The organism is Streptomyces sp. 3MP-14 (assembly GCF_006334905.2).
GTDB lineage: Bacteria > Actinomycetota > Actinomycetes > Streptomycetales > Streptomycetaceae > Streptomyces > Streptomyces triticirhizae.
In genome coordinates this window covers 299,226-325,656 of sequence record NZ_VDLZ02000004.1, presented here as the reverse complement: position 1 = coordinate 325,656, position 26,431 = coordinate 299,226, and the positions used below count along the sequence as shown (strand labels likewise).

The 26,431-nt window shown below is 74.0% G+C and carries 25 protein-coding genes and 1 riboswitch; of the genes, 13 read left to right on the top strand and 12 right to left on the bottom strand.

The features are described from left to right. Window positions 1–185: 185 nt before the first annotated feature. The 5 genes from FH609_RS08210 to FH609_RS08190 all read left to right on the top strand — a co-directional run bounded on the left by FH609_RS08210 (window position 186) and on the right by FH609_RS08190 (window position 4,368). The gene (locus FH609_RS08210; protein WP_139666412.1) at window positions 186–647 is read left to right on the top strand and encodes an SRPBCC family protein; all 462 of its coding nucleotides are present in this window, start codon (window positions 186–188) and stop codon (window positions 645–647) included. Further along, the gene (locus FH609_RS08205) at window positions 644–1,882 is read left to right on the top strand and encodes an ArsA family ATPase (protein ID WP_139666413.1); all 1,239 of its coding nucleotides are present in this window, start codon (window positions 644–646) and stop codon (window positions 1,880–1,882) included. Before FH609_RS08210 ends, FH609_RS08205 begins: the two co-directional genes overlap by 4 nt. A gap of 60 nt (window positions 1,883–1,942) precedes the next feature. Next, window positions 1,943–2,638, top strand: a complete 696-nt coding sequence (locus FH609_RS08200; protein ID WP_139666414.1) for a DUF5304 family protein — start codon at window positions 1,943–1,945, stop codon at window positions 2,636–2,638. A gap of 77 nt (window positions 2,639–2,715) precedes the next feature. Next, entirely contained in the window at window positions 2,716–3,657 is a 942-nt protein-coding gene (locus FH609_RS08195) for an ROK family glucokinase (protein ID WP_139666415.1), read from the top strand. Between the two features lie 18 nt (window positions 3,658–3,675). Next, window positions 3,676–4,368, top strand: coding sequence for an endonuclease/exonuclease/phosphatase family protein (locus FH609_RS08190; protein ID WP_139666416.1), 693 nt, complete (start codon window positions 3,676–3,678; stop codon window positions 4,366–4,368). A 76-nt stretch (window positions 4,369–4,444) separates the two neighbouring features. Here FH609_RS08190 and FH609_RS08185 read toward each other — a convergent pair whose 3' ends face one another. Next, window positions 4,445–4,969, bottom strand: a complete 525-nt coding sequence (locus FH609_RS08185) for a hypothetical protein (RefSeq protein ID WP_139666417.1) — start codon at window positions 4,967–4,969, stop codon at window positions 4,445–4,447. Beyond that, the gene (locus FH609_RS08180) at window positions 4,966–5,760 is read right to left on the bottom strand and encodes an alpha/beta hydrolase (protein ID WP_139666418.1); all 795 of its coding nucleotides are present in this window, start codon (window positions 5,758–5,760) and stop codon (window positions 4,966–4,968) included. The genes FH609_RS08185 and FH609_RS08180 overlap by 4 nt, the downstream gene beginning before the upstream one ends. Window positions 5,761–5,896: 136 nt before the next feature. Here FH609_RS08180 and FH609_RS08175 point away from each other — a divergent pair, with 136 nt between their 5' ends. Further along, entirely contained in the window at window positions 5,897–6,613 is a 717-nt protein-coding gene (locus FH609_RS08175) for a lysophospholipid acyltransferase family protein (protein WP_139666419.1), read from the top strand. A 79-nt stretch (window positions 6,614–6,692) separates the two neighbouring features. Here the strand turns inward: FH609_RS08175 and FH609_RS08170 are convergent, their stop codons facing one another. Continuing rightward, complete coding sequence (locus tag FH609_RS08170) at window positions 6,693–8,666, bottom strand: anthranilate synthase family protein (protein WP_139666420.1); 1,974 nt, start codon at window positions 8,664–8,666, stop codon at window positions 6,693–6,695. 367 nt (window positions 8,667–9,033) lie between these two features. On the opposite strand from FH609_RS08170, the gene FH609_RS08165 reads away from it, so the two are divergent. After that, entirely contained in the window at window positions 9,034–10,380 is a 1,347-nt protein-coding gene (locus FH609_RS08165) for a class II 3-deoxy-7-phosphoheptulonate synthase (RefSeq protein ID WP_139666421.1), read from the top strand. Between the two features lie 164 nt (window positions 10,381–10,544). Further along, window positions 10,545–10,838 carry a bacterioferritin-associated ferredoxin gene (locus tag FH609_RS08160; protein WP_139666422.1) on the top strand — a complete coding sequence of 98 codons (294 nt, stop codon included), beginning with the start codon at window positions 10,545–10,547 and terminating at the stop codon, window positions 10,836–10,838. A gap of 16 nt (window positions 10,839–10,854) precedes the next feature. Here FH609_RS08160 and bfr read toward each other — a convergent pair whose 3' ends face one another. After that, the gene (gene bfr / locus FH609_RS08155) at window positions 10,855–11,337 is read right to left on the bottom strand and encodes a bacterioferritin (protein WP_139666423.1); all 483 of its coding nucleotides are present in this window, start codon (window positions 11,335–11,337) and stop codon (window positions 10,855–10,857) included. A gap of 240 nt (window positions 11,338–11,577) precedes the next feature. Here bfr and FH609_RS08150 point away from each other — a divergent pair, with 240 nt between their 5' ends. Beyond that, entirely contained in the window at window positions 11,578–12,204 is a 627-nt protein-coding gene (locus FH609_RS08150) for a sulfite oxidase-like oxidoreductase (protein WP_139666424.1), read from the top strand. Between the two features lie 10 nt (window positions 12,205–12,214). Here FH609_RS08150 and FH609_RS08145 read toward each other — a convergent pair whose 3' ends face one another. The 7 genes from FH609_RS08145 to thiO form a co-directional block, all read right to left on the bottom strand. Continuing rightward, complete coding sequence (locus tag FH609_RS08145) at window positions 12,215–13,099, bottom strand: deoxyribonuclease IV (RefSeq protein ID WP_139666425.1); 885 nt, start codon at window positions 13,097–13,099, stop codon at window positions 12,215–12,217. Between the two features lie 34 nt (window positions 13,100–13,133). Next, on the bottom strand, window positions 13,134–14,006 hold the full coding sequence (locus FH609_RS08140; protein ID WP_139666426.1) for a transglycosylase SLT domain-containing protein: 873 nt from the start codon (window positions 14,004–14,006) through the stop codon (window positions 13,134–13,136). Between the two features lie 299 nt (window positions 14,007–14,305). Continuing rightward, the gene (gene pknB, locus FH609_RS08135) at window positions 14,306–16,246 is read right to left on the bottom strand and encodes a Stk1 family PASTA domain-containing Ser/Thr kinase (RefSeq protein WP_139666427.1); all 1,941 of its coding nucleotides are present in this window, start codon (window positions 16,244–16,246) and stop codon (window positions 14,306–14,308) included. A gap of 117 nt (window positions 16,247–16,363) precedes the next feature. Further along, the gene (locus FH609_RS30980; protein ID WP_193317800.1) at window positions 16,364–17,551 is read right to left on the bottom strand and encodes a DUF4190 domain-containing protein; all 1,188 of its coding nucleotides are present in this window, start codon (window positions 17,549–17,551) and stop codon (window positions 16,364–16,366) included. A gap of 70 nt (window positions 17,552–17,621) precedes the next feature. After that, complete coding sequence (locus FH609_RS08125) at window positions 17,622–18,485, bottom strand: thiazole synthase (protein WP_139666428.1); 864 nt, start codon at window positions 18,483–18,485, stop codon at window positions 17,622–17,624. 6 nt (window positions 18,486–18,491) lie between these two features. After that, window positions 18,492–18,761 (bottom strand): sulfur carrier protein ThiS, encoded by a 270-nt coding sequence (gene thiS, locus FH609_RS08120; protein ID WP_405378838.1) that lies wholly within the window; start codon window positions 18,759–18,761, stop codon window positions 18,492–18,494. Next, the gene (gene thiO, locus FH609_RS08115; protein ID WP_226961488.1) at window positions 18,758–20,032 is read right to left on the bottom strand and encodes a glycine oxidase ThiO; all 1,275 of its coding nucleotides are present in this window, start codon (window positions 20,030–20,032) and stop codon (window positions 18,758–18,760) included. The genes thiS and thiO overlap by 4 nt, the downstream gene beginning before the upstream one ends. 171 nt (window positions 20,033–20,203) lie before the next feature. Beyond that, window positions 20,204–20,316: riboswitch (TPP riboswitch) on the bottom strand. 397 nt (window positions 20,317–20,713) lie between these two features. Between thiO and FH609_RS08110 the strand changes: the two genes are divergently transcribed. The 3 genes from FH609_RS08110 (at window position 20,714) to FH609_RS08100 (ending at window position 23,859) form a co-directional block, all read left to right on the top strand. After that, window positions 20,714–21,583: a DUF1996 domain-containing protein gene (locus FH609_RS08110; RefSeq protein ID WP_139666668.1), complete on the top strand. Its 870-nt coding sequence runs from the start codon at window positions 20,714–20,716 to the stop codon at window positions 21,581–21,583. Window positions 21,584–21,727: 144 nt separating this feature from the next. Continuing rightward, on the top strand, window positions 21,728–22,429 hold the full coding sequence (locus FH609_RS08105) for a DUF305 domain-containing protein (protein WP_139666430.1): 702 nt from the start codon (window positions 21,728–21,730) through the stop codon (window positions 22,427–22,429). 98 nt (window positions 22,430–22,527) lie between these two features. After that, window positions 22,528–23,859 carry a family 16 glycosylhydrolase gene (locus FH609_RS08100; protein WP_139666431.1) on the top strand — a complete coding sequence of 444 codons (1,332 nt, stop codon included), beginning with the start codon at window positions 22,528–22,530 and terminating at the stop codon, window positions 23,857–23,859. A 111-nt stretch (window positions 23,860–23,970) separates the two neighbouring features. Here the strand turns inward: FH609_RS08100 and FH609_RS08095 are convergent, their stop codons facing one another. Continuing rightward, window positions 23,971–25,023, bottom strand: coding sequence for a LacI family DNA-binding transcriptional regulator (locus FH609_RS08095; RefSeq protein WP_139666432.1), 1,053 nt, complete (start codon window positions 25,021–25,023; stop codon window positions 23,971–23,973). Window positions 25,024–25,191: 168 nt separating this feature from the next. Between FH609_RS08095 and FH609_RS08090 the strand changes: the two genes are divergently transcribed. Beyond that, window positions 25,192–26,418 carry an NAD(P)/FAD-dependent oxidoreductase gene (locus tag FH609_RS08090; RefSeq protein ID WP_226961487.1) on the top strand — a complete coding sequence of 409 codons (1,227 nt, stop codon included), beginning with the start codon at window positions 25,192–25,194 and terminating at the stop codon, window positions 26,416–26,418. Window positions 26,419–26,431 lie beyond the last annotated feature (13 nt).

Genomic DNA, 26,431 nt, shown 5'->3' with positions numbered 1-26,431 from the left:
GCCCTGCGGCGGATTACCTCGCTTGCACTCCTCTTTGGGAGTGTTCGCCCCGCCCCCTGCGCAGCGTACTCCCCGGTAGCCGGCGGCGGATGAGGGGGGACGGTCCACCGGGCCGTGGGGCGGGGGTGGCGCGCGGTAGCCTTCCCCGGGACGGCACCGGGAGATAAGCGCGAGGAGCCAGACCGATGGCCGAACACACCAGGTCGAGCATCACCATCGAGGCCACTCCGGCCGAGGTCATGGCGGTGATCACGGACTTCGACCGTTACCCGGAGTGGACCGGGGAGGTCAAGGAGGCCGAGGTGCTGGCCAGGGACGAGCGCGGCAGAGCCGAGCAGGTGCGGCTGTTGTTGGACGCCGGGGCGATCAAGGACGAGCACACCCTGGCCTACCAGTGGCCGGACGCGAACGAGGTGAGCTGGTCGCTGGTGAAGTCCCGGATGCTGCGGGCGCTGGACGGCTCCTACCGGCTGGTGCCGGTGGCCGCCGGCCGGCGGACCGAGGTCACCTACCAGCTGACCGTGGACGTGAAGATCCCGATGCTCGGCAGCATCAAGCGCAAGGCGGAGAAGGTCATCATCGACCGCGCCCTGGCCGGCCTCAAGAGCCGGGTGGAGAGCGGCGCCGACCAGGCATCCGACGGGTGAGCGCCGCCCCGCGCACGCTGCTGGTCACCGGCCCCGGCGGGGACGGGGTCAGCACGGCGGCCGCCGCGACGGCCTGGGCCGCCGCCCGCTCGGGGCGGCTGACGCTGCTGCTGAGCGCCGAGCCGGCCGACCGGCTCGGCGCGCTGCTGGGCGTCGACCCCGAGGCCCTGGCCGGCGAGGCGCCCGTCGAGGTCGCGCCCGGGCTGTGGGTGCGGCGGATCGACCAGGGGGCGCCGTTCCGGGCCGCCGTGCTGGGCGCGCAGCGCCGGGCCCGTTCGGCGCTGGCCACGCTGGGCTCGGCCACCCTGGAGGAGGACGAGCTGACCGAGCTGCCGGGCGCCGAGCAGCTGGCGACGCTGGCCGCGCTGCGCGCCGCGCACGCCGAGGAGCGCTGGCCGCTGGTGGTCGTCGACCTGCCGCCGGCCGCCGACGCGGTGCGGCTGCTGGCCCTGCCCGGGCAGCTGCGCCGCTATCTGCGGCGGCTGCTGCCGCAGGAGCGGCGGGCGGCGCGGGCGCTGCGCCCGCTGATCGCGCAGCTGGCGAACGTTCCGCTGCCGGCCGAGGCGCTGTTGGACGCGGCGGCCGACTGGGACGCGACGCTCGCCGAGGTCGAGGGGCTGCTGGCCGACCCCGGGGTCGCGGTCCGGCTGGTCTTCGAGCCCACCGCGCGCTCCCTCGCGCTGCTGCGCGCCGCGCACGCCGGGCTCGCGCTGCACGGCGTCGGCGTGGAGGAGGTGCTGGCCAACCGGCTGGTGCCGCGCCGTTCCCCCGACCGCCTGGTGATCGCGCTGGCCGCCCGACAGGACGCGCTGATAGCGGAGTTCGCCGAGGCCGTGGGGCGGGCCGAGCCGCCCAGGCGGCTGCCGCACCTGGGCCCCGACCCGGACGCCGCGACCCTGGCCCGGCTCACGCCCCCGCCGGCCGGCGGTGAAGTCGCCCGCCCGATACCGGTGTTGGAGGACCGGCTGGCCGATGAGGGCCTGCTGGTCTGGCGGATACCGCTGCCCGGCGCCGTCAAGCAGCGCCTCGACCTGGTGCGGCGCGGGGACGAACTCGTCGTCACCACCGGCCCGTTCCGCCGGGTGCTGGCGCTGCCCTCGGCGCCGCGCCGCTGTGTGGTGGCCGGCGCCGCCTTCGCCCACGGCGAGCTGGCGGTGCGGTTCGCCCCCGACCCCGAGCGCTGGCCGCGCCAGCGGTCGGCCGGGGACGACCGGGGGGCCGAGCCGGTCGGGTAACGTCGAAGGGGACGCTCACCCGCGCGCCCGGCCCCGGGCGCCCAGCACCAGGAGGTCGCGATGGGCGACGCATCCGAGCCGCAGGAGAACGAGCCGGCGCAGATGAACGAGCCCGCGCCCGGCGCGGCCGGGCCGGCCGACGACGCCGACCCCTGGGCCGCCGCCTGCGCCGAGGACCTGGCCGCCGAGCGGGAGCGCCGCCGCGCGGCCTACGGCCCCGAACGGTCGGACCCCACCGAGGAGTTGCGCCGGCTGGCGGACGCGTTGACCGGCCGGCTGGGCGAGTTGGGCTCCCGGCTGCCCCAGGTCGGCCTGCTGGCCAAGCCGTTGGCGAACCAGGCCAGGGCCGCCATCGACCCGATGATCGAGCGCAACGCCGACGCGATCCAGCATCTCGCCTCCGCCGGCCAGGAGTTGCTCGCCGCCTACCGGTCCGCCGTGCTCGGCCAGGAGGGGCGCTGGTCCAGGCCCGACGGCGGGGAGGAGCCCGGCGGCGGGGAGGAGCCCGGCGGCGGGGAGGAGCCCGGCGGCGGTGAGGGGACCGACGCCGCGCGCGGGGCCGAGGGCGGGCGCGAGAACGAGGGCGCCAACCGGTCACGGGGCGCGGGAAGTTCCGGAAACCGGGGCCCGGGCGAGGGCCCGGGGGACGCCTCCGGCGGCGCCTCGGCCGACGACGCGGGGCAGCGGCGGGGCAATCGTGACGAGGGGGATGATTCGGTCGGCCCGGGCGGCGCCCACCGTATCGACCTGGACTGACATCGGGGAGCCCAGCCAGGGCGGCCTCCGGTAACGTGGGTCGGAGGCGGGTTTCACCGACATCACTTGAGGGACAAATGGGACTGACGATCGGCGTCGACATCGGCGGTACGAAGATCGCGGCCGGTGTGGTCGATGAGGGTGGCACGATCCTCGACACTTCTCAGGTTCCGACCCCGCCCACCCCCGAGGGCGTGATCGAGGCCATCGCCGACGCCATCAAGTCCGTGGGCGAGGGGAGTTCGGCCGACGCCGTCGGGATCGGCGCCGCCGGGTACGTCGACGACAAGCGCGCCACCGTGCTCTTCGCGCCCAACATCCGCTGGCGCCACGAGACCCTCAAGGACAAGATCGAGCAGCGCGTCGGGATGTCCGTCGTGGTGGAGAACGACGCCAACGCCGCCGCCTGGGGCGAGTACCGCTTCGGCGCCGGCGCCGGCCACGACGACGTGGTCTGCATCACCCTGGGCACCGGCCTCGGCGGCGGCATCATCATCGGCGGCCGGCTGCACCGTGGGCGGTTCGGCGTCGCCGGCGAGTTCGGCCACCTGCGGGTGGTGCCGGACGGCCTGCTGTGCGGCTGCGGCAGCCAGGGCTGCTGGGAGCAGTACGCCTCGGGCCGCGCCCTGGTCCGCTACGCCAGGCAGCGCGCCTCGGCCACCCCGGAGAACGCCGAGCTGCTGCTCGGCCTGGGCGACGGCACCCCCGAGGGCATCGAGGGCCGGCACGTCAGCGACGCGGCCCGGGCCGGCGACCCGGTCGCCATCGACTCCTTCCGCGAGCTGGCCCGCTGGGCCGGCGCCGGGCTGGCCGACCTGGCCTCGCTCTTCGACCCCTCGGCCTTCATCGTCGGCGGCGGCGTCTCCGACGAGGGCGACTTGGTGCTGGAGCCCATCCGCAAGTCGTTCCGCCGCTGGCTGGTGGGCGGCCGCCACCGCCCGCACGCCCAGGTGCTCGCCGCCCAACTCGGCGGCCGCGCCGGGCTGGTGGGCGCGGCCGACCTCGCCCGGCAGGGCTGAGGAGGGCGCGGACCAGCGGTGTCGGTCAAGGTCAGGCTGCTCAGCTACAACGTCAGGTCCCTGCGGGACGACCAGCGCGCGCTGGCCCGGGTGATCCGGGCCTGCGCCCCGGACGTGGTCTGCCTCCAGGAGGCCCCGCGCTTCTTCCGCTGGCGCAAGCGCGCCGCCGAACTGGCCCGGCACAGCGGCCTGGTGACGGTCACCGGCGGCGCGCCCAGCTGCGGAACGATGATCCTCTCCAGCCTGCGGGCGGCCGTCGAGCACACGGAGGAGACCACGTTCCCCCTGGTCCGTGGCGAGCACCGGCGCGGACTCGCGGTGGCCGGGCTGCGCTTCGGACGGGACGCCAGGCTCACCGTGGTCAGCGCCCACCTCAGCCTGCGGGACGGTGAACGCCGAGCCCAGGGCGAGGAGTTGCTGCGCCGAGCCGCCGCGTTCGGGACGCCGGCCGTGGTGGCCGGCGACATCAACGAGCCGCCGACCGGCGCCACCTTCCGCCGGCTGGCCGGCGCGCTCACCGACGCGCGCGAACGGGCGCCCGTCGGCGGGGAGTTCACCTTCCCGGCCGCCGCGCCTCGGCGGCGGATCGACGCCGTGCTGTGCGGCGAGGGCGTCACCCCGCTCTCCTGCGGGGTGCCGACCGCGCCCGACCCGGACGACCTGGCGGCCGCCTCCGACCACCTGCCGGTCCTGGCCGTCCTCGCGCTCTGAGCCGGACGGCGACGCGGAGAACGTCTCCGGTTCCTCGGACCACCGCGCCGTTGCCTCGGACCACCGCGCCGGTTCCTCAGACCACCGCGCCGTTGCCCGGGTCCTGCCAGTCGTCGTCCCCATCGCGCATCCGGCTCACCAGGCTGGCGAACCCGCCCAGGAAGCCCCCCACGCCCAGCGTCACCACCCACCACGTCATCTGCTGCTGGAACAGCACCGTGAAGACCAGCAGCAGCGGCCCGCCCAGCACCGCCAGCCAGGACAGCTTGGTGGTCAGGTCGGTCGGGGGCAGCGGCGGCGGTTCCGGCGGCTCGAAGTGGCCCTCGTCCTCCTCCTCGGCGACCCAGTCGCGCGGCCCGCCGTCGCCGGCCGGCCGCTCGCCGGGCGGCCCCTCGTTCAGGACGCCGGGCCCGTCGTTCAACGCGTCGTTCAGCCCCTCGGCGGCCTCGACGCGACGCACCGGCTCGACGTCCTCCGCACGCGGCCACAGGCCCGGCGGATCGGCGGGCTCCTCGCCGTAGCCGGCGACGATCTCCGCCCAGGCGGCTTCCTCGTCGATCGGGTCGCGGCCGTCACCGCGCTCCTGGTCACGTTCCGTCACGGGCTGACTTCCTTGTCACGAGGCGAGGTCACGAGGCGAGTGATGAAGGCGTCCGTCTCTTGCAAGATACGCTCCGCGTCATGGTCCAGGGTGGCCACATGGAAGCTCTCCGTCAGCACCACCTCCCGCACGTTTAGGGAGGAGACCCGCGCCAGCAGCAGCGCCGAGTCCGTCGGGGGCACCACGTGGTCGACGGCGCTGTGCATCAGCAGCAGCGGCTGGGTCACCTGCGGCAGCTCGTCGCGGACCAGGGACAGCAGCTCGCGCAGCGAGTGCGCCGCCCGCGACGGCACCCGGTCGTACCCCACCTCGCGCACCCCCGGCCTGGCGATGTCGCCCACCAACCCCGGGGTGCTGGGCACCAGATGGCGCAGCACGGCGAGGGCCGCCCCCTTGGCGGCGGGAAAGGTGAGCGCCGGGTTAACCAGCGCCAGCGCGCTGACATTCCCCGGCTGCCGCGCCGCCAGCCGCAGCGCCAACGCCCCGCCCATCGACAGGCCGCAGACCACCACCCGCTCGCAGCGCTCGGCCAGCCGCAGCAGTTCGCGGTGGACGGTCGCGTACCAGTCGGGCCAGCCGGTGACGGCCATGTCCTGCCAGCGGGTGCCGTGCCCGGGCAGCAGCGGCAGCGAGACCGTGTGCCCGCGCGCGGCCAGCGCCTCGGCCCAGGGGCGCAACGACTGCGGGCTGCCGGTGAAGCCGTGGCAGAGCAGCACCCCGACCTCGGCCCCGCGCCGCGAGGCGTCCTGGGAGATGTGGTGGAACGGCTCGGCACCGGGCAGAAGGCGCATCGACGGGGGCTCCCTTCGCGGGACGGTGACCCGGGTGGGTGCGACGGCGCCTGCCAGCCTACGTGGGGCGCCCGAGGACGCGCCACGCACGCGAAACCCCGGTAGGGTCCGCATCGGCGAACACGGGAGGTGCGTTGTGCTGTACGGAGCGATGAAGGTGTCCGTGGGGGCGGGGCTGAAGGCCGCGTTCCGGCCCTGGGTGGAGGGGAAGGAACACGTCCCCGCCGAGGGCCCGGCGATCCTGGCCAGCAACCACCTGTCGTTCTCCGACTCGTTCTTCCTGCCGGCGGTCCTGGACCGCCGGGTCACCTTCATCGCCAAGGCCGAGTACTTCAACTCGCCCGGAGTCAAGGGGCGGTTGACGGCGGCGTTCTTCAAGGGCGTCGGCCAGCTCCCGGTGGACCGCTCCGGCGGCCGGGGCGCGGGCGAGGCGGCGATCGCCAGCGCGATAGCTGTGTTGGAGCGGGGCGAGCTGTTCGGGATCTACCCGGAGGGCACCCGCTCGCCCGACGGGCGGCTCTACCGGGGCAAGCCCGGCGGGCTGGCCCGGGTGGCGCTGGCCACGGGCGCGCCGGTGCTGCCGGTGGCGATGATCGACACCGAGAAGATCCAGCCGCCGGGGAAGGTCGTCCCCAAGCTGATGCGCCCCGGCATCCGGATCGGCGCGCCCCTGGACTTCAGCCGCTACGAGGGGATGGAGGGCGACCGCTTCATCCTGCGGTCGCTCACCGACGAGGTGATGTACGCGATCATGCGCCTCTCGGGCCAGGAGTATGTCGACATCTATGCGACCGTCGCCAAGCGGCAGTTGGCCGAGGCGGCCAAGGGGCGGGGCGACGCGGAGGAGGAGTGAGCCTCCCCCGCGCCGCTCCCGCCGTTCTCGCTGTTCTCGCCTCCCGCCGCTCCCGCCGCTCCCGCCGCTCCCGCCGCGCTCAGAGCGCGGGGGCGCCGGCCGGGCTCAGCAGCTCGGCGACGATCGCCGGTCCTTCGATGGTCAGCACCGACTCCGGGTGGAACTGCACCCCCACGAAGCCCGGGCCGCGCAGCGCGTGCACCTCGCCCGCCGCGTCCCGGCTCACGGTCACGCCCCGCCCCGCCAGCTCCCCGGCCGTCTCCTCGGTGCAGCGCGCGGTGAACGAGTTGTAGAAGCCGACGGTGCGCTCGGTGCCGAAGAGGTCGATCCGCTCCTGGGCGCCCTGGTAGGGGCGGCGCTTGCGGACCACCGGCAGGCCCAGCTCGGCGGCGAGCAGCTCGTGGCCCAGGCAGACCCCGACCAGGCCGTGCCGGTGGCCGGCCAACAGCTCGGCGGCCAACGGACGCAGGCGCCGCATCCGGGGGTCGTCCCCGTCGTTCGGGTCGCCGGGGCCGGGACCCAGCACCACGGGCCCTGGGTGCGCCAGCGCGCGCTCCCGCGCGCCCGGCGCGTTCCACCGCACCACCTCCACCTCGGCCCCGACCACCCGCAGCAGATGGGCCAGCATCGAGGTGAAGCTGTCCTCGGCGTCCAGCACCAACACCCGCGCGGCGGGCGCCCGTTCGGCGGCCGCCCGCACGGCCTCCGGCGCCGGCTCGCGCATCCGCAGCCAAAACGGCGAGAGATGGGCCCGCCGGGCCGCCAACGCCGCCACCACCTCGGGGTGTTCGGCCAGCCGGGGGCGCTCGACCGTGTCGCGCGCCGGCGCGGGCGCCTCGGGGCGCACACCCAACGCGGCGAGCACCCCTGCCGCCTTGGCGTGCGTCTCGGCGACCTCGCTCGCCGGGTCCGAGCCCCGCACCAGGGTCGCCCCGACCGGCACCCGAAGCCGCCCGTCGGCGGCCCGCACCTCGGCGGTGCGGATCAGGATCGGCGAGTCCAAGGTCTGCCCGCCCGAGGCGTCGTGGCCCAGCAGCGCCAACGCGCCCGCGTAGTAGCCGCGCCCGCCAGGCTCGTGCCGGGCGATCACCCGGCAGGCGTTCTCCACCGGGCTGCCGGTGACCGTCGCCGCGAACATCGTCTCCCGCAGCACCTCCCGCACGTCCCAGGTGCTGCGCCCCCGCAACTCGTACTCGGTGTGCGCCAGATGCGCCATCTCGCGCAGCCTGGGCCCGACCACCACCCCGCCCCGGTCGCCCACCGCGCACATCATCTTCAGCTCCTCGTCCACCACCATCGACAGCTCCTCGATCTCCTTGGCGTCGTCGAGGAACGTCAACAGGCCGTCCAGGGACGGCCCTTCGGGCGGATAGCGGTAGGTGCCGCTGATCGGGTTCATCACCACCGTCGAGCCGGACATCCGCACATGCACCTCGGGGCTCGCGCCGACCAGCACGCGCTCCCCGGTGTGCACCACAAAGGTCCAGTACGCCCCGCGCTCGGCCACCAGCAGCCGCCGGAAGAGCGCGAGCGCGTCGGCCCTGGTGAAGCCCTCCACGGTCCCGGTGAAGGTGCGGCGGATCACGAAGTTGGCGCCCTCGCCCGCGCCGATCTCCGTCTCCAGCACCCGGGTCACGATCTCCGCGTACCGTTCGTCGGAGACGTCGAACGCTCCGTCGGCCACCGCGACCCGGTGGTCGGGCAGCGCGGCCAGGGCCTCGTCCAGCGGCAGCCCGACCGCGTGCTCGGCGCGCAGCACCGTCAGCGGCGTCCCGTCGTCGGTGACCTCGAAGCCGCGCTCGGCCAGCTGCCGGAACGGGACCAGCGCCAGCGCGGCCGGGCCGGCCGCGCCCCGGGGGAGCGGGATGTCGGAGAGGCGCTCCACATCCTCGACCGAACCGGAGAGCACCTCCACCACGTTCGGGTCGTGCCCGGGGGTGCGGCGCCGCAGCAGGGCGAACGGCCGCTCCTCGGCCAGCAGCCGGGCCAGCGTCTCCGCCGCGTTCCCGGTGGCGGGCGTGGCCGGTGGTGCCGGGTGCTCCACACGCTTCATGGGATGCCTCTTCCTCTGCCAGTCCTCTGCCAGGAGGTTCTGGAGTTCCTGGACGAGCCCCGGAAGAGGGGCCCGTCGGGTCGGGTCGGACACGGGGTCCGCCGCTCCGGGAGGCCGTGGGGTCGAGGTCCGCGCGGGTCGCGGGAACGCCGAAGGCCGCCCCGGGGGGCGGCCTTCGCTTCGTTCAGTGGGAACGCGCGCTGAGGTGGGCCGCCTCGGGAGCGGGCCACCACCAGGAGGTGAGCTGTCGCACGTTCATGGCGGCACTGTAGGGCACGCGCGCCGGCGTGCGCCACCGTTCGCCGGCGCCCGTCTCACGGAACGAGCGGGTGGAAACGCCCCGGACCGCACCCCGTAACCTGGGGGCGTGACCGTGAACGCTGACAGCAGCATCTCCTTCGACTCCTGGCGAGACCTGCCCGCAGCACAACAGCCGGAGTATCCGGACCCCGCCGCGCTGCGCGCCGTCACCGAGGAGCTGTCCGGCTATCCGCCGCTGGTCTTCGCCGGCGAGTGCGACCAGCTCGGGGACCGGATAGCCGAAGTTGCCCAGGGCCGGGCCTTTCTGCTCCAGGGCGGGGACTGCGCCGAGGCGTTCGACCAGGTCGGCGCCGACCAGATCCGCGCGAAGCTCAAGACCCTGCTCCAGATGAGCGCGGTGCTCACCTACGCGGCGGCGGTCCCGGTGGTCAAGGTCGGGCGGATCGCCGGCCAGTACTCCAAGCCCCGCTCCAAGCCGACCGAGACCAGGGACGGCGTGACCCTGCCCACCTACCGGGGCGACTCGGTCAACGGGGCCGAGTTCACCGAGGAGGCGCGGGTCCCCGACCCGGGCCGGCTGCTGCGGATGTACAACAGCTCCGCCGCGACGCTGAACCTGGTCCGGGGCTTCACCACCGGCGGCTACGCCGACCTGCACCAGGTCCACTCGTGGAACCAGGACTTCGTGCGCAACTCGGCGGCCGGGCAGCGCTACGAGGCCCTGGCCAGGGAGATCGACAACGCGCTGCGCTTCATGCGGGCGTGTGGCGCCGAGCCGGCCGAGTTCCAGTCCGTGGAGTTCTACGCCTCCCACGAGGCGCTGCTGCTGGACTACGAGGCGGCCCTCACCAGGACCGACTCGCGCAGTGGTCGGCTGTACGACGTCTCGGGCCACATGGTGTGGATCGGCGAGCGCACCCGCCAGCTGGACGGCGCGCACATCGAGTTCGCCTCCCGCATCCAGAACCCGATCGGCGTCAAGCTCGGCCCGACCACCACGCCCGAGGAGGCCCTCGCGCTGATCGACCGGCTGGACCCGGAGCGGCGCCCCGGCCGGCTGACGTTCATCACGCGGATGGGCGCGGACCGCATCCGCGACCGGCTGCCCACCCTGGTGGAGAAGGTCACCGCTTCGGGCGCCCCGGTCGCGTGGGTCTGTGACCCGATGCACGGCAACACCTTCGAGGCGGCCTCCGGGCACAAGACCCGGCGCTTCGACGACGTGCTGGACGAGGTCAAGGGCTTCTTCGAGGTGCACAAGGGCCTCGGCACCCACCCGGGCGGCATCCATGTCGAGCTGACCGGCGACGACGTCACCGAATGTGTGGGCGGCGGCGACGAGATCTTCGTCGACGACCTGCACCAGCGCTACGAGACGGCCTGCGACCCCCGGCTCAACCGCAGCCAGTCGCTCGACCTGGCCTTCCTGGTCGCGGAGATGTACCGCTCCTGAGGGAGCGGCGGACGAGGAGAAACGCCCCGGGACGTGGCGCTGGCCACATCCCGGGGCGCTTTTCCGCGCCGGACCGTCGATAGTAAGGTTAGGTTTACCTCACCAAGTCGCTCGCTGAGGGCCTCACTGACCACCGTCGGGCCGTCTCCGCCAGGGAGTAACGCGTGTACGTCTGCTCGTGCTTCGGCGTCACCGAGGAACAGGTGCGCAGCCACGCCGCCGCCGGCGCCTGCACCCCCCGGCGGCTGGCCGCCGAGTGCCGCGCCGGCACCGACTGCGGCTCCTGCGTCCGGCGCATCCAGGGGCTGCTGGGCCGGGCCTGCCCGCGCCCCGAGGAGGCGGCGGTGACGGCGGTCGCGCCGGCCGTTCCCGAGCCCGCGACACCGCCGGCCCTGCCCGCTCCCGCGCCCGCCGTGCCGGCGCCGTCCTTCGCCGCGCCGGCGCCGCTGCCCGTCTGACGGGGCCGCGCCGGCCTCAGGCCTCCTTGGGCTGCTCGATCTGCTGCGCGATGTACAGCGCCTCGCCCAGCTTCTCCACCAGCTCCAGCTGGGTGTCCAGATAGTCGATGTGGTGTTCCTCGTCCTTGAGGATCGACTCGAAGATCTTGGCCGAGGTGATGTCCCCCTTGGCCCGCATGATCTCCACGCCCCGGCGCAGCCGGTCGATGGCCTCGACCTCGATCTGCCGGTCGGCCTGGAACATCTCGGTGACGGTCTGCCCGACCCGAACGTGGAAGAGGCGCTGGTAGTTGGGCAGCCCCTCCAGGAAGAGGATGCGGTCGGTCAGCACCTCGGCGTGGCGCATCTCGTCGAACGACTCGGCCCTGGTGTACGCGGCGAGCCTGGTCCAGCCGAAGTTCTCCTGCATCTTGGCGTGCAGGAAGTACTGGTTGATCGCGGTGAGTTCGGCGGTGAGCTGCTCGTTGAGCAACTCGATGACCTCGGGATCACCCTGCATGGCGGGGAAATCTCCTTCCTCGTGTTTGTACGGTCGGGTTGGCGGCAAAGCGCATGGCGGTGACGCGATCACCGCGTCGCGAAGCCGATGGCCGACGGCGCCGTCCGCGCATCGTGGCACTGGTACGACAGTTCGTCCAGTAAGCGAAGGCTTACCGAATTGACCCGATTGGCAGCGGTCGGTGCTCCCGGAAGGCGGTGGCGGTGCGGACCGTTCGGGGCGGTCTGTCACCATGGAGCCATGGGTCAGCCGGAGCACCGTGGCGAGAGGCGTGCCGAGGAGCTTCCGCCGGGGCAGCGGCCGCAGCGCGGCTGGCCGGTGACGCACTACGGGCCCGTGCCCCGATTCCGCGCCGAGCGCTGGGAGTTCCGGGTCTTCGGCGCCACCGCCGACGGCGACAAGCACTGCTGGACCCACGAGGAGTTCTCCGCGCTGCCCTACCACACGGTGGTCGCCGACCTGCACTGCGTCACCAAGTTCTCGATGCGGGACGTGGAGTGGGGCGGGGTGCCGGCGGCCACGATCCTGGAGCTGGCGCCGCCGGCGGCCGAGGTGAGCCATGTGATGGTCTGGGCCGAGTACGGCTACAGCGCCAACATCAGGCTCTCCGACTTCGCGGCCGACACCACGCTCTTCGCGACGCACCGGGACGGCGAGCTGCTCACCGCCGAGCACGGCTTCCCGCTGCGGCTCGTGGTGCCGCAGCTCTACGCGTGGAAGGGCCCCAAGTGGGTGCGCGGCGTCGAGTACATGACGACCGACCGCCGGGGCTTCTGGGAGGAGCGCGGCTACCACAACATCGGCGACCCGTGGCGCGAGCAGCGCTACTCCTACCAGGAGGAGCCGGGCGAGGGGCCCGAGCCCTGAGTCCGGAGGCTCAGGGGTGCAGGGCCTTGAGCCGGGCGACGTCGGCGGCGTGGCCCTCGGCGCCGCCGGGGGTCTCGATGACCAGCGGCACCCCTGCCGTCGCCGGGTGGCGCAGCAGCTCGGCGAAGGCGGCCTCGCCGATGGCGCCGGCGCCGACGTTCTGGTGTCGGTCCAGGTGGCTGCCGACGCCCGCCTTCGAGTCGTTGGCATGGACCAGGCCCAACCGTCCCGGGCCGGCGACCCGTTCCAGCTCGTCCAGCACCGCCGTGGCGCCGCCGGGCGCGGCCAGGTCGTGGCCGGCGGCGAAGACATGGCAGGTGTCCAGGCAGACGCCGACCCTCGGGTGGTGCTCCAGCGCGGCCAGATAGGGGCCCAGGTCGGCGATCACCGAGCAGAGCGAGGAGCCCTGACCGGCCGTCGGCTCCAGCAGCAGCCGGGGAACGGCGCCGCCCGCCGTTTCGAGTCGGTCGAGTTCGGCCAGCAGCGGGCGCAGCAGCCGGCCGGCCTGTTCAAGGGCGACCTCGCGTGGGCGGCCCCCGGTGGCCGAGCCGGTGTGCACGACCACGCCCAGCGCGCCGATCGCCCGGGCCCGCAGCAGCGAGTGGCGCAGCGAGAGCACCGAGCGCTCGGCCGTCTCGGCGCTGTGCGAGCCGAGGTTGATCAGATAGGGCGCGTGCACATAGGACGGCAGCCCCTCGGCCGCGCAGGCGGCGGCGAACGCCTCGTCCTGCGCGGGGTTGCCCGGCGGGGTGGCCCAGCCGCGCGGGTTGGCGACGAAGACCTGGACCGCCTCGGCGCCGATGGAGCGGGCATAGCGCAGGCCGACGGCGGCCAGTCCCCCCGCGACGGGGACATGGCCGCCGATCGGACGGCGCGTCGACGCATCGTGCTGCACGGGCCCAGCCTGCCAGCAGAGCCTGGCCGGAATCTCAGTAGGGTCCGTTCACATTGTCGATCGAACCGTACCTGTCCCAGGCGTAGTTGGCGGCAGCAACGATATTGGCGACCGGGTCGTAAAGGTCGTACGGGGTGCCGGGAACGTGGTAGGCGTCAAAGGTCGGCTGGATCACCTGGAGCAGACCGATGGACGGGGTTCCGTTGATCGCGTTGATATCCCAGAGATTGATCGCATTGGGATCGCCGCTGGACTCCCGCATGATGTTCCGGTGAAGTCCCTCGTAGGTTCCGGGAATTCCGTGCTGGGCCATGATGTCCAGCGCCTCCCTGATCCACCCGTCGAGGTTGTCCGGGTACACCGGCGCGGCGGGCTCGGGGGCCGGGGCCGGCTCGGGCTCCGGCTCGGCGGCGGGTTCGGCGGTCGGCGCCGGCTCGGCCGCCGGCTTGGCGTCGACCTCGGCCGCCTCGGCCTCAGCCTCCGCCTCCGCTTCGGCCTCGGCCTCCAGCGCCGCGCGCTCGGCGCTGCGGTCGGCGGCGCGCTCGGCCGCCCTGGACTCGGCCGCCTGGCGCTCTATTTCGGCCTGGATGGCGCTCGGATCGGACACCAGCAGGGCGTTCTCGCGCTGCTTGGCCGCGGCCTCGGCGAGCACGGCCTGCGCCTCGGGCGTGGCGTCGCCGGGCGCCTCCAGGGCCGCGCGGCCCTGCCCGGGCACGTCAACGGCCCTGACCTGCCAGGCCACTTCGTCGGCGACATCGGAGAGGCGTTCGGCCGAGTCGGCCGAGGTGGGGGCGATGGCGAGGGCTGCGGCGGCGAGGCCCGTGGTGGCCAGGGCGGCGGTCGCGGTGCGCCGCCAGCGAATGATGCCGGTCCTGCCGGGACTTCCGGGACTGCGGTGAGCGGGCATTTCAGGGGTCCTCTTGTTCTCGCGTGGTGCTCGCGGATCGCGATGGCCCTTGTTAACAGCCCTTAAAAACGAAATGCAATAACCCTACGTACTAGATGGCGTAGTGTGGCGCGCTCGGCAAAAACCCGTTTGGGCGCGTTATGACTGGCGTCGAGAACTCGAAGAGAGCACTACCGGCTTTCGTATGTGACCTAAGTCCTATGACGCGCGTCACAGTAGCGGACGCTTCACGAGGGCAAAGCATCCGACCGTGTGAATGCGTCGAAGACACCGCCGATTGGCGGCGTTCGGGGGCTCGTTCAGCGGACCCAGAGGGTGATCGTCGAGCCGCGCGGCGCCTCTTCGCCCCTGACCGACTGGTTGAAGACGGTCCCGGTGAAGAACAGCTGGTTGACGTCGACCCGGAAGCCCAGGTCCTCCAGGATGCGGCGGGCCTCGTCCTCGTCCTCGCCCCGCACGTCGGGAACCATGATCATCTCGGGGCCCTGGGAGATGGTCAGCTCCACGGTGTCCCCCTCGCCCGCGCTCTCGCCGCCCACCGGGGACTGCTCGGCGACGGTGCCCGCCTCCTCCTCGGAGTGCACCCGCTCCTCGGCGACCTCCACGTCGAAGCCGGCCTCCCGCAGCCGCTGCATCGCCGAACCCTCGGGCTCGCCCACCACGTTGGGCACCGACAGCTCCTGGCCACGGCTGACCACCAGGTTCACGGCGGTCTCGGGGCGCCGCTCGGCACCCGGCTCGGGATCGCTCTCGATCACCGCGCCCCGGGGCACCTCGTCGGAGAACCGCTCCGTTTCCTCGCCGACGGCCAGCCCCGCCTCGGCCAGCTGCTCCCTCGCCTCCTCCACGGGCACGCCCCGCAGGTTGGGCACCTCGGCGATCTCCGGCCCCCGCGAGACCACCAGGGTCACCGTCGCGTTCCGGCGCACCCGCTCCCCGCGTTCGGGGTCGGTGGAGATGACATGGCCGGGCTCGACGGTCTCCGAGTAGTCCTCGACGATCCGCACCTTCAGGCCGGCCGACCGCAGCTCCTGCTCCGCCTCGTCGACCGGCAGGTCGTAGACCCCGGGAGTGCGTTGGAACTGGCCGGAGTTGATGTACCAGACGCCGATCCCGCCGGCCAGCAGCAGCACCCCGGCCAGCACCAGCGACAGCACCCCGCGCCGGGACAGCCGGCGCCGCCCGCGCGGCGGGGCCTCCGGCGGGAGCGGCGCGCCCGAGGGCAGCTCGATCCTGGCCGTGTGGTCCACGCCCGCCGGCTCCGGGCGCACCGCGCCGGGCAGCCGCGCCACCCGCCGCGTCTCGTCCTCGGGCCCCAGCGGCCCCGCGCCCCCGGCCCCTTCGGGCCCCTCGGGCCGCTCGACGACGGGCGGCGGCGCGTCCAACTGCGCGTCGCTCAGCGCCGCCCGCGCCCGCCGGGCGCTGGCCAGCATCGCCGCCGCGTCGGCCAGCCGACCCTCAGGGGCGCGCGCCGTGGCGGCGGCCACCAACTGGTCGAGCGGCGGCGCCAGGCCCGGCACCACCTCGGACGGCGGCGGCACGTCGTGGTGCACATGGGCGTAGAGGACCTGGGCGGGGGAGTCACCGGTGTGCGGCTTGCCGCCGGTGAGCATCTCGTAGAGCAGCACCCCGCAGGCGTAGACATCGGTGCGGGCGTCCACCGCGCCGCTCTCGATCTGCTCGGGGGCCAAATAGGAGACGGTGCCCAGCAGCGACCCCGTGTCCGCCGAGGTCGGGCCGTCCACGCCGCGCACCAGCCCGAAGTCCGCGACCTTGACCCGGCCGTCCGAGCCGATCAGCACGTTCTCCGGCTTGACGTCGCGGTGCACCAGGCCCGCCCGGTGCGCGGCGGCGAGGCCGGCCAGCATCGGCTCCAGGATGTCCAGCACCGGCCGGACCGCCAGCGCCCCGCGCTCGCGCAGCACGTCCCGCAGCGTGCAGCCGTCGACGTACTCCATCGCCAGATAGACGTAGCCACCGTCGGCGCCCTGGTCCAACACCCCCACGATGTTGGGGTGGTCGAGCCGGGCCACCGCCTTGGCCTCGCGGATGAACCGGGCCACGAACCCCGCGTCGGAGACCAGCGGCGGGTGCATCACCTTCAGCGCCAGCACCCGGTCGAGCCGGGTGTCGACGGCCCGGTAGACCGTGGCCATGCCACCCACGGCGATCCGCTCGACGACCTGGTACCGGCCGTCGAGCACGCGTCCGATCAGCGGGTCGTGCAGGGTGGTGTCCACAGCGCCCGATTTTACGGCGACCCGTCAGCCCCTCGCGGCCCGCCGGCCGGTCGACGGGCCGTTGCGGCAGGAATGCGGCGAGACCGAAGCGGAACGGTGACGAAACCGGAGAACCTCTCAGCCGGACGCCAGCCCCAGCGCCTGCCGGATCTCCACCTCGATGTCGATGCCCATCGTGGTGTACCCCTCCTCCACCGCGCTCCAGAACGCGTCCTCGTCGGAGGCCGAGGCCGCCTCCGCCCAAACGGGGAGGCTCTCCTCCCGCGCGATCAGCAGCCGGTCCACCGGCTCGGCCATCCGGGGCCACTCGGCGTCGGAGAGCGAGGCCATCTCGTCCTCGATCGCGGAGACCATCTCCGCGGCCCACTCCCGGCCGGTCGCCAGGTCGTCCTCGCCGGGCAACGGCTCGTACCAGACGGTGATCTCAAGCGGGTTGGTCAGCTCCAGATAGGCCAGCGACTCCTCGTCGAAGTCCGCCGGGTCGCCGCGCAGCGAGGCGTCGAGCGCCTCGCCCTCGGCATGGGCGAAGAAGCAGAGGATCTCCCGGTCGCCCAGCTCCCAGCCGCCGGACTCGGGATGGTAGTAGTACGGCACCACCTCGGCCGGCAGCGCCCACATGTCCAGGACGAACGAGGGCGCCAGCCGGGGGCACTCCCGCTCCGCGAAGGCGGCCAGCTCCTCGACGCCGGGGAAGGCGTCGTAGCCGGTCACCTCGACCGAGCCGAACACCTCGCCCTCGTGCGGGGCCTCGCAGGGCAGCACGGTGACGAACCGCTCCATGGCGCCCTCGTCCTCGTACTGGTCGATGCCGCCGGAGGAGTCGAAGCAGTCGCCGATCCCGATGTCCAGGACCGTCCGCTTCTCGCCGTCCGGGCCCGCCGCGTCGCCGCCGTCGTCCCCGTTGCTCCCGTCGTCCCCGCCGGTCCCGCCGTCCGAGCCCTTGTCGCCGTTCTCCCCGTCGTCGCCCGGCGCCCGCTCCCCGGACTCGGCGGTGCCGCCCGAGCCGTCGTCGGAGTCGTTGAGCGCCATCGGCACCAGCACCGCCAACGCCACGATCTGGACGCCGGCCAGCGCCATCGCCGCGACGGCCAGGCCCCGGCCGCGCGCCCGGCCGCTGGCCAGCCGGCCCAGCGCGAGCACGCCCAACACCAGCGCCACCGGGAAGAGCGCGACCAGCGAGAGCACGAACGCCCAGACCGCCAGCGGCTCGAACCGGGCCGGGGGCGGCGGCACCGAGGGCGCGGGCTGCGCGCCCGGCGGCTCCGGGCCGCCGGCCGGCCACCCGGGCGTGGTCGGAGTACTCAACTGGGCTCCCAGAACGAGAGATCGGGCGCGGACCCCGCCGGGAAACCTCGGGGAGTGGCGGAAGCGTATATCAGCGTGCGAAAGCGGGGCGTTCGGGGTCGAGCGCCGCCAGACCGTCCGTCGGCGAGGACGCCTCGGCGAAGTGCCGCCGGGGAATTCGGCCCGCCAGCGCCGCCAGCCGGCCGGCCGACACCGCCTCGCGCATCGCCCGCGCCATCAGCACCGGCCGCCGCGCCCTGGTCACGGCGGAGGCCAGCATCACCCCGGCGCAGCCCAACTCCATCGCGAGCGCCACGTCGGAGGCGGTGCCGGCCCCGGCGTCCAGGATTACCGGAACGCCGGCCCGCTCGGTGATCAACGCGAAGTTGTGCGGGTTGCGGATGCCCAGGCCGGAGCCGATCGGCGAGCCCAGCGGCATCACCGCGGCGCAGCCCACGTCCTCCAACCGCCGCGCCACCACCGGGTCGTCGCCCGTGTAGGGCAGCACGGTGAAGCCGTCGTCGACCAGGGTCTCGGCCGCTTCCAGGGTGGCCACCGGGTCGGGGAGCAGGGTGCGCTCGTCGGCGATGACCTCCAGCTTCACCAGATCGGTGCCCAGCGCCTCGCGCGCCAGCCGGGCGGTCAGCACGGCCTCGCCCGCCGTGTGGCAGCCGGCGGTGTTGGGCAGCACCGCGATGTCCAGCTCGGCGAGGACCGAGAGCACCGAGCCGCTGGTCGTCGGGTCGAGACGGCGCATCGCCACGGTGGTCAGCTCGGTGCCGGAGGCGCGCAGGGCGTCGCGGAGCACCGCGAGGCTGGGGGCGCCCCCGGTGCCCATGATCAACCGGGAGTTGAGCCGCAGCGCGCCGAGCGTCAGCGGTTCGTCCGCGTCGACGGCGGCGGGCGGCGCGGATCGGTGGGCGGTGGCATCGCTCGTCTCGGTTGTCTCGGTCATCCGTCTTCAGCCTCCCTGTACCGCCGTCAGTACCTCGACCCGGTCGCCCTCGGCGAGCCGGAACCCCGACCACTGGCCGCGCGGCACCACCGTCTCGTTGACGGCCGCCGCGATCCCGGACGGCGCGGTCCCGGGGGGCGCCGAGCCGGGGGCCGCCGACCCGGTGGGCGCGCCGCTCAACTCGCCAACCAGCGCCGCCAGGGTGGTGCCGGCCGGCAGCTCGCGGGCCTCGCCGTTCACGGAGACGGTCATCCGACCGTCGGGAGGCGTCGTCATGCCGACACCTCCGACGACCGGCCGGCGCGCGCCAGCGGGCTCGCGCCGGTGCCCGCGCCGGCGTTCGCGGGTCGGTCCGCGCCGGCGGGCCCGCCAGCGCCCGTCGCCGCGCCCGCGCCCGCGCCGGTGAACCGGCCGGCGTGGAACGGGCGGGCCTGGTCCGGGGGTTCGGCCCCGGTGAGCGTCGCGGCCAGCGTCTCGCCGGTGATGGGGGCCAGCAGCACCCCGTTGCGGTGGTGGCCCGTCGCCAGCTGGAGCCCGGGCAGCGCCGTCGGACCCAGCAGCGGCCCGTTGTCCGGCGTGGTCGGGCGCAGCCCCGCGCGGGTCTCGACCAGCGGCAGCTCGGTGATCCCCGGCAGCAACTCGTGTGCGTCCCGCAGCAGTTGGTAGACCCCGCCGGCGGTGACCGAGGTGTCCCAGCCGCGCTCCTCCGAGGTGGCGCCCAGCACCAGCTCGCCGTTGGCCCTCGGCACCAGGTACACCTGCTCGCCGCGCACCACGGCACGCACCGTGCGGCCCAACAGCGGCGGCAGGCCCGGCAGATCGCGCAGCCGCAGGATCTGGCCCTTCACCGGCCGCACCGGCACCGACACCTCGGGCGGCAGCCCCGCCAGTCGCCCGCTCCGGCTGCCGCCGGCCAACACCGTGTGCGCCGCGTGCAGTTGGTCCCCGTCCGCGAGTCGCACCCCGACCGCCCGGTCGCCGTTCACCAGCAGCGCGCTCGCCTCCCGCCGCACCAGGGCCACCCCGGCACGCTCGCAGGCCGCCAGCAGCGCCGCCGTCAGCCGCCTGGGGTCGACCTGGTGGTCGCCGTCGACGCGCAGCCCGCCGCGCACCCCGGGCGCCAGCATCGGCTCAAGGCGGCGGCACTCGCGGCCGGTCAACCACTCGGCCGCCAGGCCGCACTGACGCTGCAACAGGTGTGACTCGCGCAGCAGCGCCCGGTCGTCGGCGTCGAGCGCCACGGCCAGCGTGCCGCAGGCGCGGTAGCCGACGTCGCCCTCGGCGTGCTCGGCCAGTTCGGCGACGAAGTCCGGGTAGCGGCGCGCTGAGGCCAGGTTCAGGTCGAGCAATGCCTCCTCGCCGTGGTGCAGTTCGGTGACCGGGGCCAGCATCCCCGCCGCGACCGAGGCGGCCCCGCCGCCCGGCGCCGGGTCCACCACCGCCACCGAGAGGCCGGCCCCGGCCGCCCGCCACGCCGTGACCAGCCCGATCAGCCCGCCGCCGACCACCGTCACGTCGGGCCGTGGCGGCCGTCCGGTGCCCGCCACGCCGGCGCGTACTCCCGCGCCCGGCAGCCCCGTTGCCCCGGCGCGCACCCCCGCGTCCGTGCCGGCACCCGCACCCGCGCCGGCACGCGCGCCCGCGCGCGACCTCTCGCCCGCGCCCGCGCTTGCCCCCGCGGCCGCGCCCGCGCCGGTCTCCCGGTTCTCGCCGCTTCCCATGAAGCCTCGCCTCCTCCCTTCGCCGGCATGACCCGGATCAGGTGCGTACGGTCGGAGGCCGCCCAGCCTCCCTCTCAGCCCGGTGCGTCCGGGCTCCCGTGGGTTCGTTCCGTCGGCCAGCGTAGTACCCGGCGGGGAGCGGCGTTTGGGAGGGTTTCGCCTCGACGCCTCCGCCCCGCGCGCCGCACGCCCCCGCACCGCCGCCCTCCCGACCAAGATCAGAAAACGCTCTCTGATCTTGGTCGGGAGGCAACCCGGCGACCCGACGGCCGAGTTCACCCGCTCCTGGCCTCGGTTCCGGGAATGTGTCGCACTCCTTGACGCTGCCTCCCGCCGCTCCTATGTTCCGGGCTCAGAGAGCGCTCTCTGGTGACTCCGCCCGGCAACCGGACCGGGCGGGGCAGCCCCCACAACCCCATAGGGAGAGCCGTGAACCAACCCGTGAGACAACCCGTCGGCCGATCTCGTGTCCTGACCGCGCTGTGGAGCACCCCCCGGCGCCTGATGATGGCGGTTCTCGCCCTCACCGGCCTGCTGGCCTCGCTGGTCGTGGCCGGCACGGCCGGGGCCGCCGAGTCGCCAGCCCCGGCCGAGGAACGGGTCGGTGCCGAGGCGGTGCGGGTGGCGGAGTTCGTCGCCGAGTGCGAGTTCAGCCACCGGCGGCCCGACGACCCGATCGTCTTCCCCGGGCTTCCGGGCGCCTCGCACAGCCACAGCTTCTTCGGGAGCACGGTGACCGACGCGCACACCAACCTCGGGGACCTGCTGGAATCCGACAGCACCTGTGACCCGGCGATCGACCTCTCGTCGTACTGGGTGCCGACGCTCTTCGTGGACGGCGAGCCCGTCGAGCCGCAGAGCGCGACCTTCTACTACCTGGGCGAGGGCGTCAACGAGCAGACGCTCGCGCAGACCCAGCCGCTGCCCCAGGGCCTCAAGATCGTGGCCGGCAACGCCGTCGCGACCGGTCCCGACGACGCCGGGGTGACCTCCCGTTGGTCCTGCCTGCACGCCGGGCACGTGGACCCGTCCAAGGACTTCGTCAACTGCCCCGAGGGCACCGCGTTGGAGTCCTACCTGGACTTCCCGCAGTGCTGGGACGGGGTGAACCTGGACTCGCCGGACCACAAGAGCCACATGTCCTACCCGGTGGCGGGCACCTGCCCGTCCACCCACCCCGTGTCGGTGCCCAAGCTCCGGCAGGTGCTGCGGTACCCGGTGACGGGCGATCCCTCGCGCTTCGAGTTGGCGTCCGGAGCCGGATACACGATGCACGGCGACTTCTTCAACGCCTGGCCGGAGCCGGAGATGGAGCGCCGGGTGACGGACTGCATCAGGGCCGTCATCAAGTGCGGCCCTGACGGCATCCCCGGCTGAGCGGGCGACGCCGCCTGTGCCCGCCGTCGGGGCTGACCCGACGGCGGGACCACGGCGAGGCGGCGACGGCGAAGTGACAGGTACGCGCATCGGCCCGGGCGAGACGGGCCGATGCCGGATCACGGGAGATCGGATGACCGGCTCATGACCGGGACAGCACGCTCGGCCATGGGCCGGACACCGTTCGCCGCACCGGGCGCCAGCCTCGGCACCGCACTGGGCCTCGCCCTCGGCGTCGCGCTGCTGGCGACCGGCTGCGGCGGCTCCTCCGGGAGCGACGAGCCCAACGCCTCCTCGACGGAGGGGACTTCGGCGAACGAGACGTCGGGCGAGGAGCCCGGCGCGGCCTCGCCGCCGCCGTCCCCCTCGGCGAGCCCGAGCGACAACGCCGGCGCCGGCGGGCTCAGCGCCACCGACCTGGCCTGGGCGCAGCTGATGATCCCGGTCAACGAACAGCTGCTCCCGTTCCTCGACACCGTGGCCGAGCGGGCCGAGGACCCGGCGCTCCGCGCCTTCGCCGCCGACCTCGTGCCCGGCCGCCAGGCCGAACTAGAGGCGCTGCACGCGCTGTTGGCGGAGGCCGGCGTCGAGTACGTGAACATCCACGAGGGCCACAACATGCCCGGCATGGTCACCGGGGAGGAACTGGCCGAGCTGGCCGCCCTCGACGGGCCGGCGTTCGACGAGGAGGCCCTGGCCCACCTCGACGAGCACCTGACCGAGACGGCCGAGGTCTCCCGCGCGGAGACCGAGGCCGGCACCGACCCGGCCACGGTGGCGCTCGCCGCCGACCTGGACCGGGCCCGTTCCACCCAGAGCGCCGAGCTGGACCGGCTCACCGGTTGACCGCCCGGCCCCACGACTCGGTGGTTTCCCCCACCACCGGAACGACCGGCGGCTTCCGGGTCGCCACCCCCCACCACCGAAAGGATCAGGACGAGATCATGCACCTGAGAAAACCGCGGCGGCGCAGATCGGCGCTTGTCGCCGCGGCCGTCGCCACCCTGGCCGCCGCCCTGGGCCTGGGCACGCTGACCTCGCCGGCCACCGCGGCCCCCGAGGACGAGGTCCTGCTGTCGTACAACAAGCCCGCCGAGGCCTCCACCTCGCAGCACGACGGCAACTGTTGGGAGTGCGTGCCCGAGCGCGCCTTCGACTTCGACCCGGCCAGCCGCTGGGCCACCTCGCCTGACAACGGCTGGGTCGACCCGGGCTGGATCTCCGTCGACCTGGGCGCTCCCGCCGAGATCAGCCGGGTCGTCCTCCAGTGGGACCCGGCCAACGCCACGTCCTACGAGATCCAGGTCTCGGACGACAACCAGAACTGGGAGACCATCTACGAGACCACCGAGGGGGCCGGCTTCAAGGAGAACATCGAGGTCACCGGCAGCGGACAGTATGTCCGGATGTACGGCACCGAGCGGTCCGGCCCCTACGGCTACTCGCTCTGGGAGTTCCAGGTCTACGGCACCGGCGGCGATCCGGAGGCCCCGCCCGTTTCGCCGGACCCGACCGAGCCGCTGGAGCTGGTCTTCAGCGACGAGTTCGACGGCGCGGCCGGTAGCACGCCCGACCCGAGCAAGTGGACCTCGGACCCGGGCACCGCGCAGAACAACGAACTCCAGGTGTACACCGAGGACGCCAACACCCGGATGGACGGGGACGGCAACCTGGTGATCGAGGCGCGCCGCGAGGAGACGCCGGGGACCACCTGCCCGGTCGACCCGCTGAGCGGCTCCACCACCTGCCAGTACACCTCGGGCCGGATCAACACCTACGGCAAGTTCGACTTCACCTACGGGCGGGTCGAGGCGCGCATCCAACTGCCCAGCGGGCAGGGGCTGTGGCCGGCGTTCTGGATGTTGGGCTCGTCGTTCTACGACGACGGGCGCCCGTGGCCGTACAGCGGTGAGATCGACATCATGGAGCACGTGGGCCTGGAGCCCAACGTGGTCCACTCGACGCTGCACGCCCCGGCGTACTTCGGCGCCGGCGGCTACGGCAACTCGTTCGACCTGGGCGAGCCGGCGAACGCCAACTTCCACGTGTTCGCGCTGGACTGGGACAGCCAGGGCATGGTGTTCACCGTCGACGACCAGGTCGTGCACACCGTGGACCGGGAGGAGTTGGAGACCACGGTGGGCCCGTGGGTCTACGACGACAACTTCTTCCTGATCCTCAACACGGCGGTCGGCGGTGACTGGCCCGGCCCGCCGGACGGTTCGACGGTCTTCCCGCAGCAGATGAAGATCGACTACGTGCGGGTCTACCAGTGAGCCGGTGATCCGCGCCGACTGACCGTTCCCCCGCGTGACGGCAGGGCCCGGCCCGGTGGGTGTCTTTCCACACCCGCCGGGCCGGGCCCGTGTCGTTCTCCCGGCCCGGCGTCAGCCGGACTGACGCACGACCAGCGAGGGGTGGAAGACCACGGAGGGCAGCGGGCGTTCGCGTGACTCGATCTGCCGCAGCAGCAGCCGCGCCATCTCGGCGGCCATCTCCTCCACCGGCTGGCGCACCGTGGTCAGCGGCGGGTCGCAGGCCAACGCCGAGACGCTGTCGTCGAACCCGACGACCGCCACGTCCTCCGGCACCCGGCGCCCCGCGCGGTGCAGCGTGGTCACCGCGCCCAGCGCCATCAGGTCGTTGGCCACGAACACCCCGTCCACGTCCGGGTGTTCGGCCAGCAGCCACTTCATCGCCGCGCCGCCGCTGGCCTGGGTGAAGTCGCCCTCGGTCCACGGCACGTCGGCGTGCCCGCGCTCGGCGAGCGCCGCGCGGAAACCGGAGAGCCTCTCCTGGGCCAGCGGCATGTCCTGCGGCCCGGCGATGGTCGCGATCCGCCGCCGGCCCTCCGCCAGCAGCCGCTCGGCGGCCAGCAGCGCGCCGGCCCGCTGGTCGACGTCCACATAGGTCAACGGCGTCGGCGCGGCCGGGCGGGCCGCCAGCACGGCGGGCAGCGCGGTGCGCGACAGCAGCCCCGGCAGCGGGTCCTGCGCGTGCGAGGAGATCAGCACCACGCCGTCGACGTGGCCCTGTTGGAGATAGCCGAGGAGTTGGGCGCGGGACGCCTCGTCGTCGGCGAGCGTCAGCATCACCTGGATGCCCCGGGGCCGCAGCACCTCCAACAGACCGGTCAACACCCGGCCGAAATAGGGGTCGGTGAAGATCCGACCGACGAACGGGCCGGTCACATCCCGTCGTTCCTGCTCGGAGACGACCAACGCCACCGAGTCGGTGCGGCGGGTGACCAGCGAACGGGCGGCCCGGTTGGGCACGTAGCTGGTGCGGGCGATGGCCTCCTCGACCAGCTTGCGCAGGCGCGGGTCGACGGTGGCCTCACCGTTGATCACCCGGGAGACCGTGGCCCTGGAGACCCCGGCGGCGCGCGCGACGTGTTCCAGCGTCACGGGCCGGGATCTCGGTGCGGGGTCCGTGGTCACCGTGCCTTTATACCTCTGTGGTCCAGTCCTCTCGAAGCCCGGGACCGAACCCGGAACGCCCAGGGACCGAACCGGGACGCCCACGGGCCGAACCGGGAACGAACGGACGAACGGAACGTGGCCCGGCCGGCGGGCCCCACCACCCCGGGGAACTCGTAGGCTGGCGCCGTGACACAGGGACTGGGACCGGGACCGGGACTCGGACGCATCGTGATCGTCGGCGCCGGCCTGGCCGGCGCCACCACCGCCCAGGCGCTCCGCGAGGCCGGCTGGCGCGGCTCGGTGACCCTGCTCGGCGCCGAGCGGCACCGCCCCTACGACCGGCCGCCGCTCTCCAAGGAACTGCTGCTGGGCCAGCCGGCGGAGCTGGAGCTGGCCGTCGACTTCGCCGAGCACGACATCGACCTTCTGCTGGGCCGCACCGCCACCCAACTGAACGTCGAGGCACGCCACTTGGAGACCGACGGCGGCCCACTGGACTACGAGGCCGTGGTGTTGGCCTGTGGGGCCGTCGCGCTGGACCTGCCGGGCACGGCGGGCCTGCCGCATGTTCAGACACTGCGCACGCGGGACGACGCCGAACGGCTGCGCCCCGTGCTCGCCGCCGGCGGCAGCCTGGTGATCGTCGGCGCCGGCTGGATCGGGGCCGAGGTCGCCACCGCCGCCCGCGCCGCCGGCTGCGCGGTCACCGTGGTCGAGGCCGGCCCGCACCCGCTGGCCGGCACGCTGCCGGCCGAGGTCGCGGCGCCGATGGCCGCCTGGTACGCGGAGGCCGGGGCCGAGCTGCGCACCGGCTCGCCGGTGACCGCCGTCCACGAGCGCGAGGTGGAGCTGGCCGACGGCACCGTGCTGGGCGCCGACGCCGTGCTCGTCGGGATCGGCTCCCGCCCGGACACCGCCTGGCTGGCCGGCTCGGGCGTGCCGCTGGGCACGGACGGCTCGGTTCTGGCGGACGCCCGGCTCGCCACCGAGGCGCCCGGCGTGTACGCGGTCGGCGACTGCGCCTCCTACCCCTCCGCGCGTTACGGGCGCCGTCTGCTGACCCACCACTGGGACAACGCGCTGGTCGGGCCCCGCACCGTGGCGGCCACTCTGCTGGGCGAGCCCGCGACCCACGATCCGGTGCCGTACTTCTGGTCGGCGCAGTTCGGCCGCTACCTCCAGTACGTCGGGCACCACGGCCCCGAGGACCGGCTGGTCCCGCGCGGCGACCCGGCCGGCGCCGAGCGTGCCTGGACCGCCTGCTGGCTGCGCGGCGAGACGCTGACCGCCGTGCTGGCCGTGGACCGGCCGCGCGACCTGCTCCAGGGCCGGCGCCTGGTGGACCGGGGCGCCGCCGTCGATCCGGCGCTGCTCGCCGACCCGGACGTCCCCCTCAAGTCGGCCGTGCGCTGACGGCTGTCGGTGG

Excerpts from the sequence above, each read along its gene's own strand:
- FH609_RS08210 (WP_139666412.1), top strand. The coding sequence starts at position 186 with ATGGCCGAACACACCAGGTCGAGCATCACCATCGAGGCCACTCCGGCC.
- FH609_RS08200 (WP_139666414.1), top strand. The coding sequence starts at position 1,943 with ATGGGCGACGCATCCGAGCCGCAGGAGAACGAGCCGGCGCAGATGAAC.
- FH609_RS08195 (WP_139666415.1), top strand. The coding sequence starts at position 2,716 with ATGGGACTGACGATCGGCGTCGACATCGGCGGTACGAAGATCGCGGCC.
- FH609_RS08180 (WP_139666418.1), bottom strand. The coding sequence starts at position 5,760 with ATGCGCCTTCTGCCCGGTGCCGAGCCGTTCCACCACATCTCCCAGGAC.
- FH609_RS08170 (WP_139666420.1), bottom strand. The coding sequence starts at position 8,666 with ATGAAGCGTGTGGAGCACCCGGCACCACCGGCCACGCCCGCCACCGGG.
- bfr (WP_139666423.1), bottom strand. The coding sequence starts at position 11,337 with ATGCAGGGTGATCCCGAGGTCATCGAGTTGCTCAACGAGCAGCTCACC.
- FH609_RS08150 (WP_139666424.1), top strand. The coding sequence starts at position 11,578 with ATGGGTCAGCCGGAGCACCGTGGCGAGAGGCGTGCCGAGGAGCTTCCG.
- FH609_RS08140 (WP_139666426.1), bottom strand. The coding sequence starts at position 14,006 with ATGCCCGCTCACCGCAGTCCCGGAAGTCCCGGCAGGACCGGCATCATT.
- FH609_RS08125 (WP_139666428.1), bottom strand. The coding sequence starts at position 18,485 with ATGACCGAGACAACCGAGACGAGCGATGCCACCGCCCACCGATCCGCG.
- thiS (WP_405378838.1), bottom strand. The coding sequence starts at position 18,761 with ATGACGACGCCTCCCGACGGTCGGATGACCGTCTCCGTGAACGGCGAG.
- FH609_RS08110 (WP_139666668.1), top strand. The coding sequence starts at position 20,714 with ATGGCGGTTCTCGCCCTCACCGGCCTGCTGGCCTCGCTGGTCGTGGCC.
- FH609_RS08105 (WP_139666430.1), top strand. The coding sequence starts at position 21,728 with ATGACCGGGACAGCACGCTCGGCCATGGGCCGGACACCGTTCGCCGCA.
- FH609_RS08100 (WP_139666431.1), top strand. The coding sequence starts at position 22,528 with ATGCACCTGAGAAAACCGCGGCGGCGCAGATCGGCGCTTGTCGCCGCG.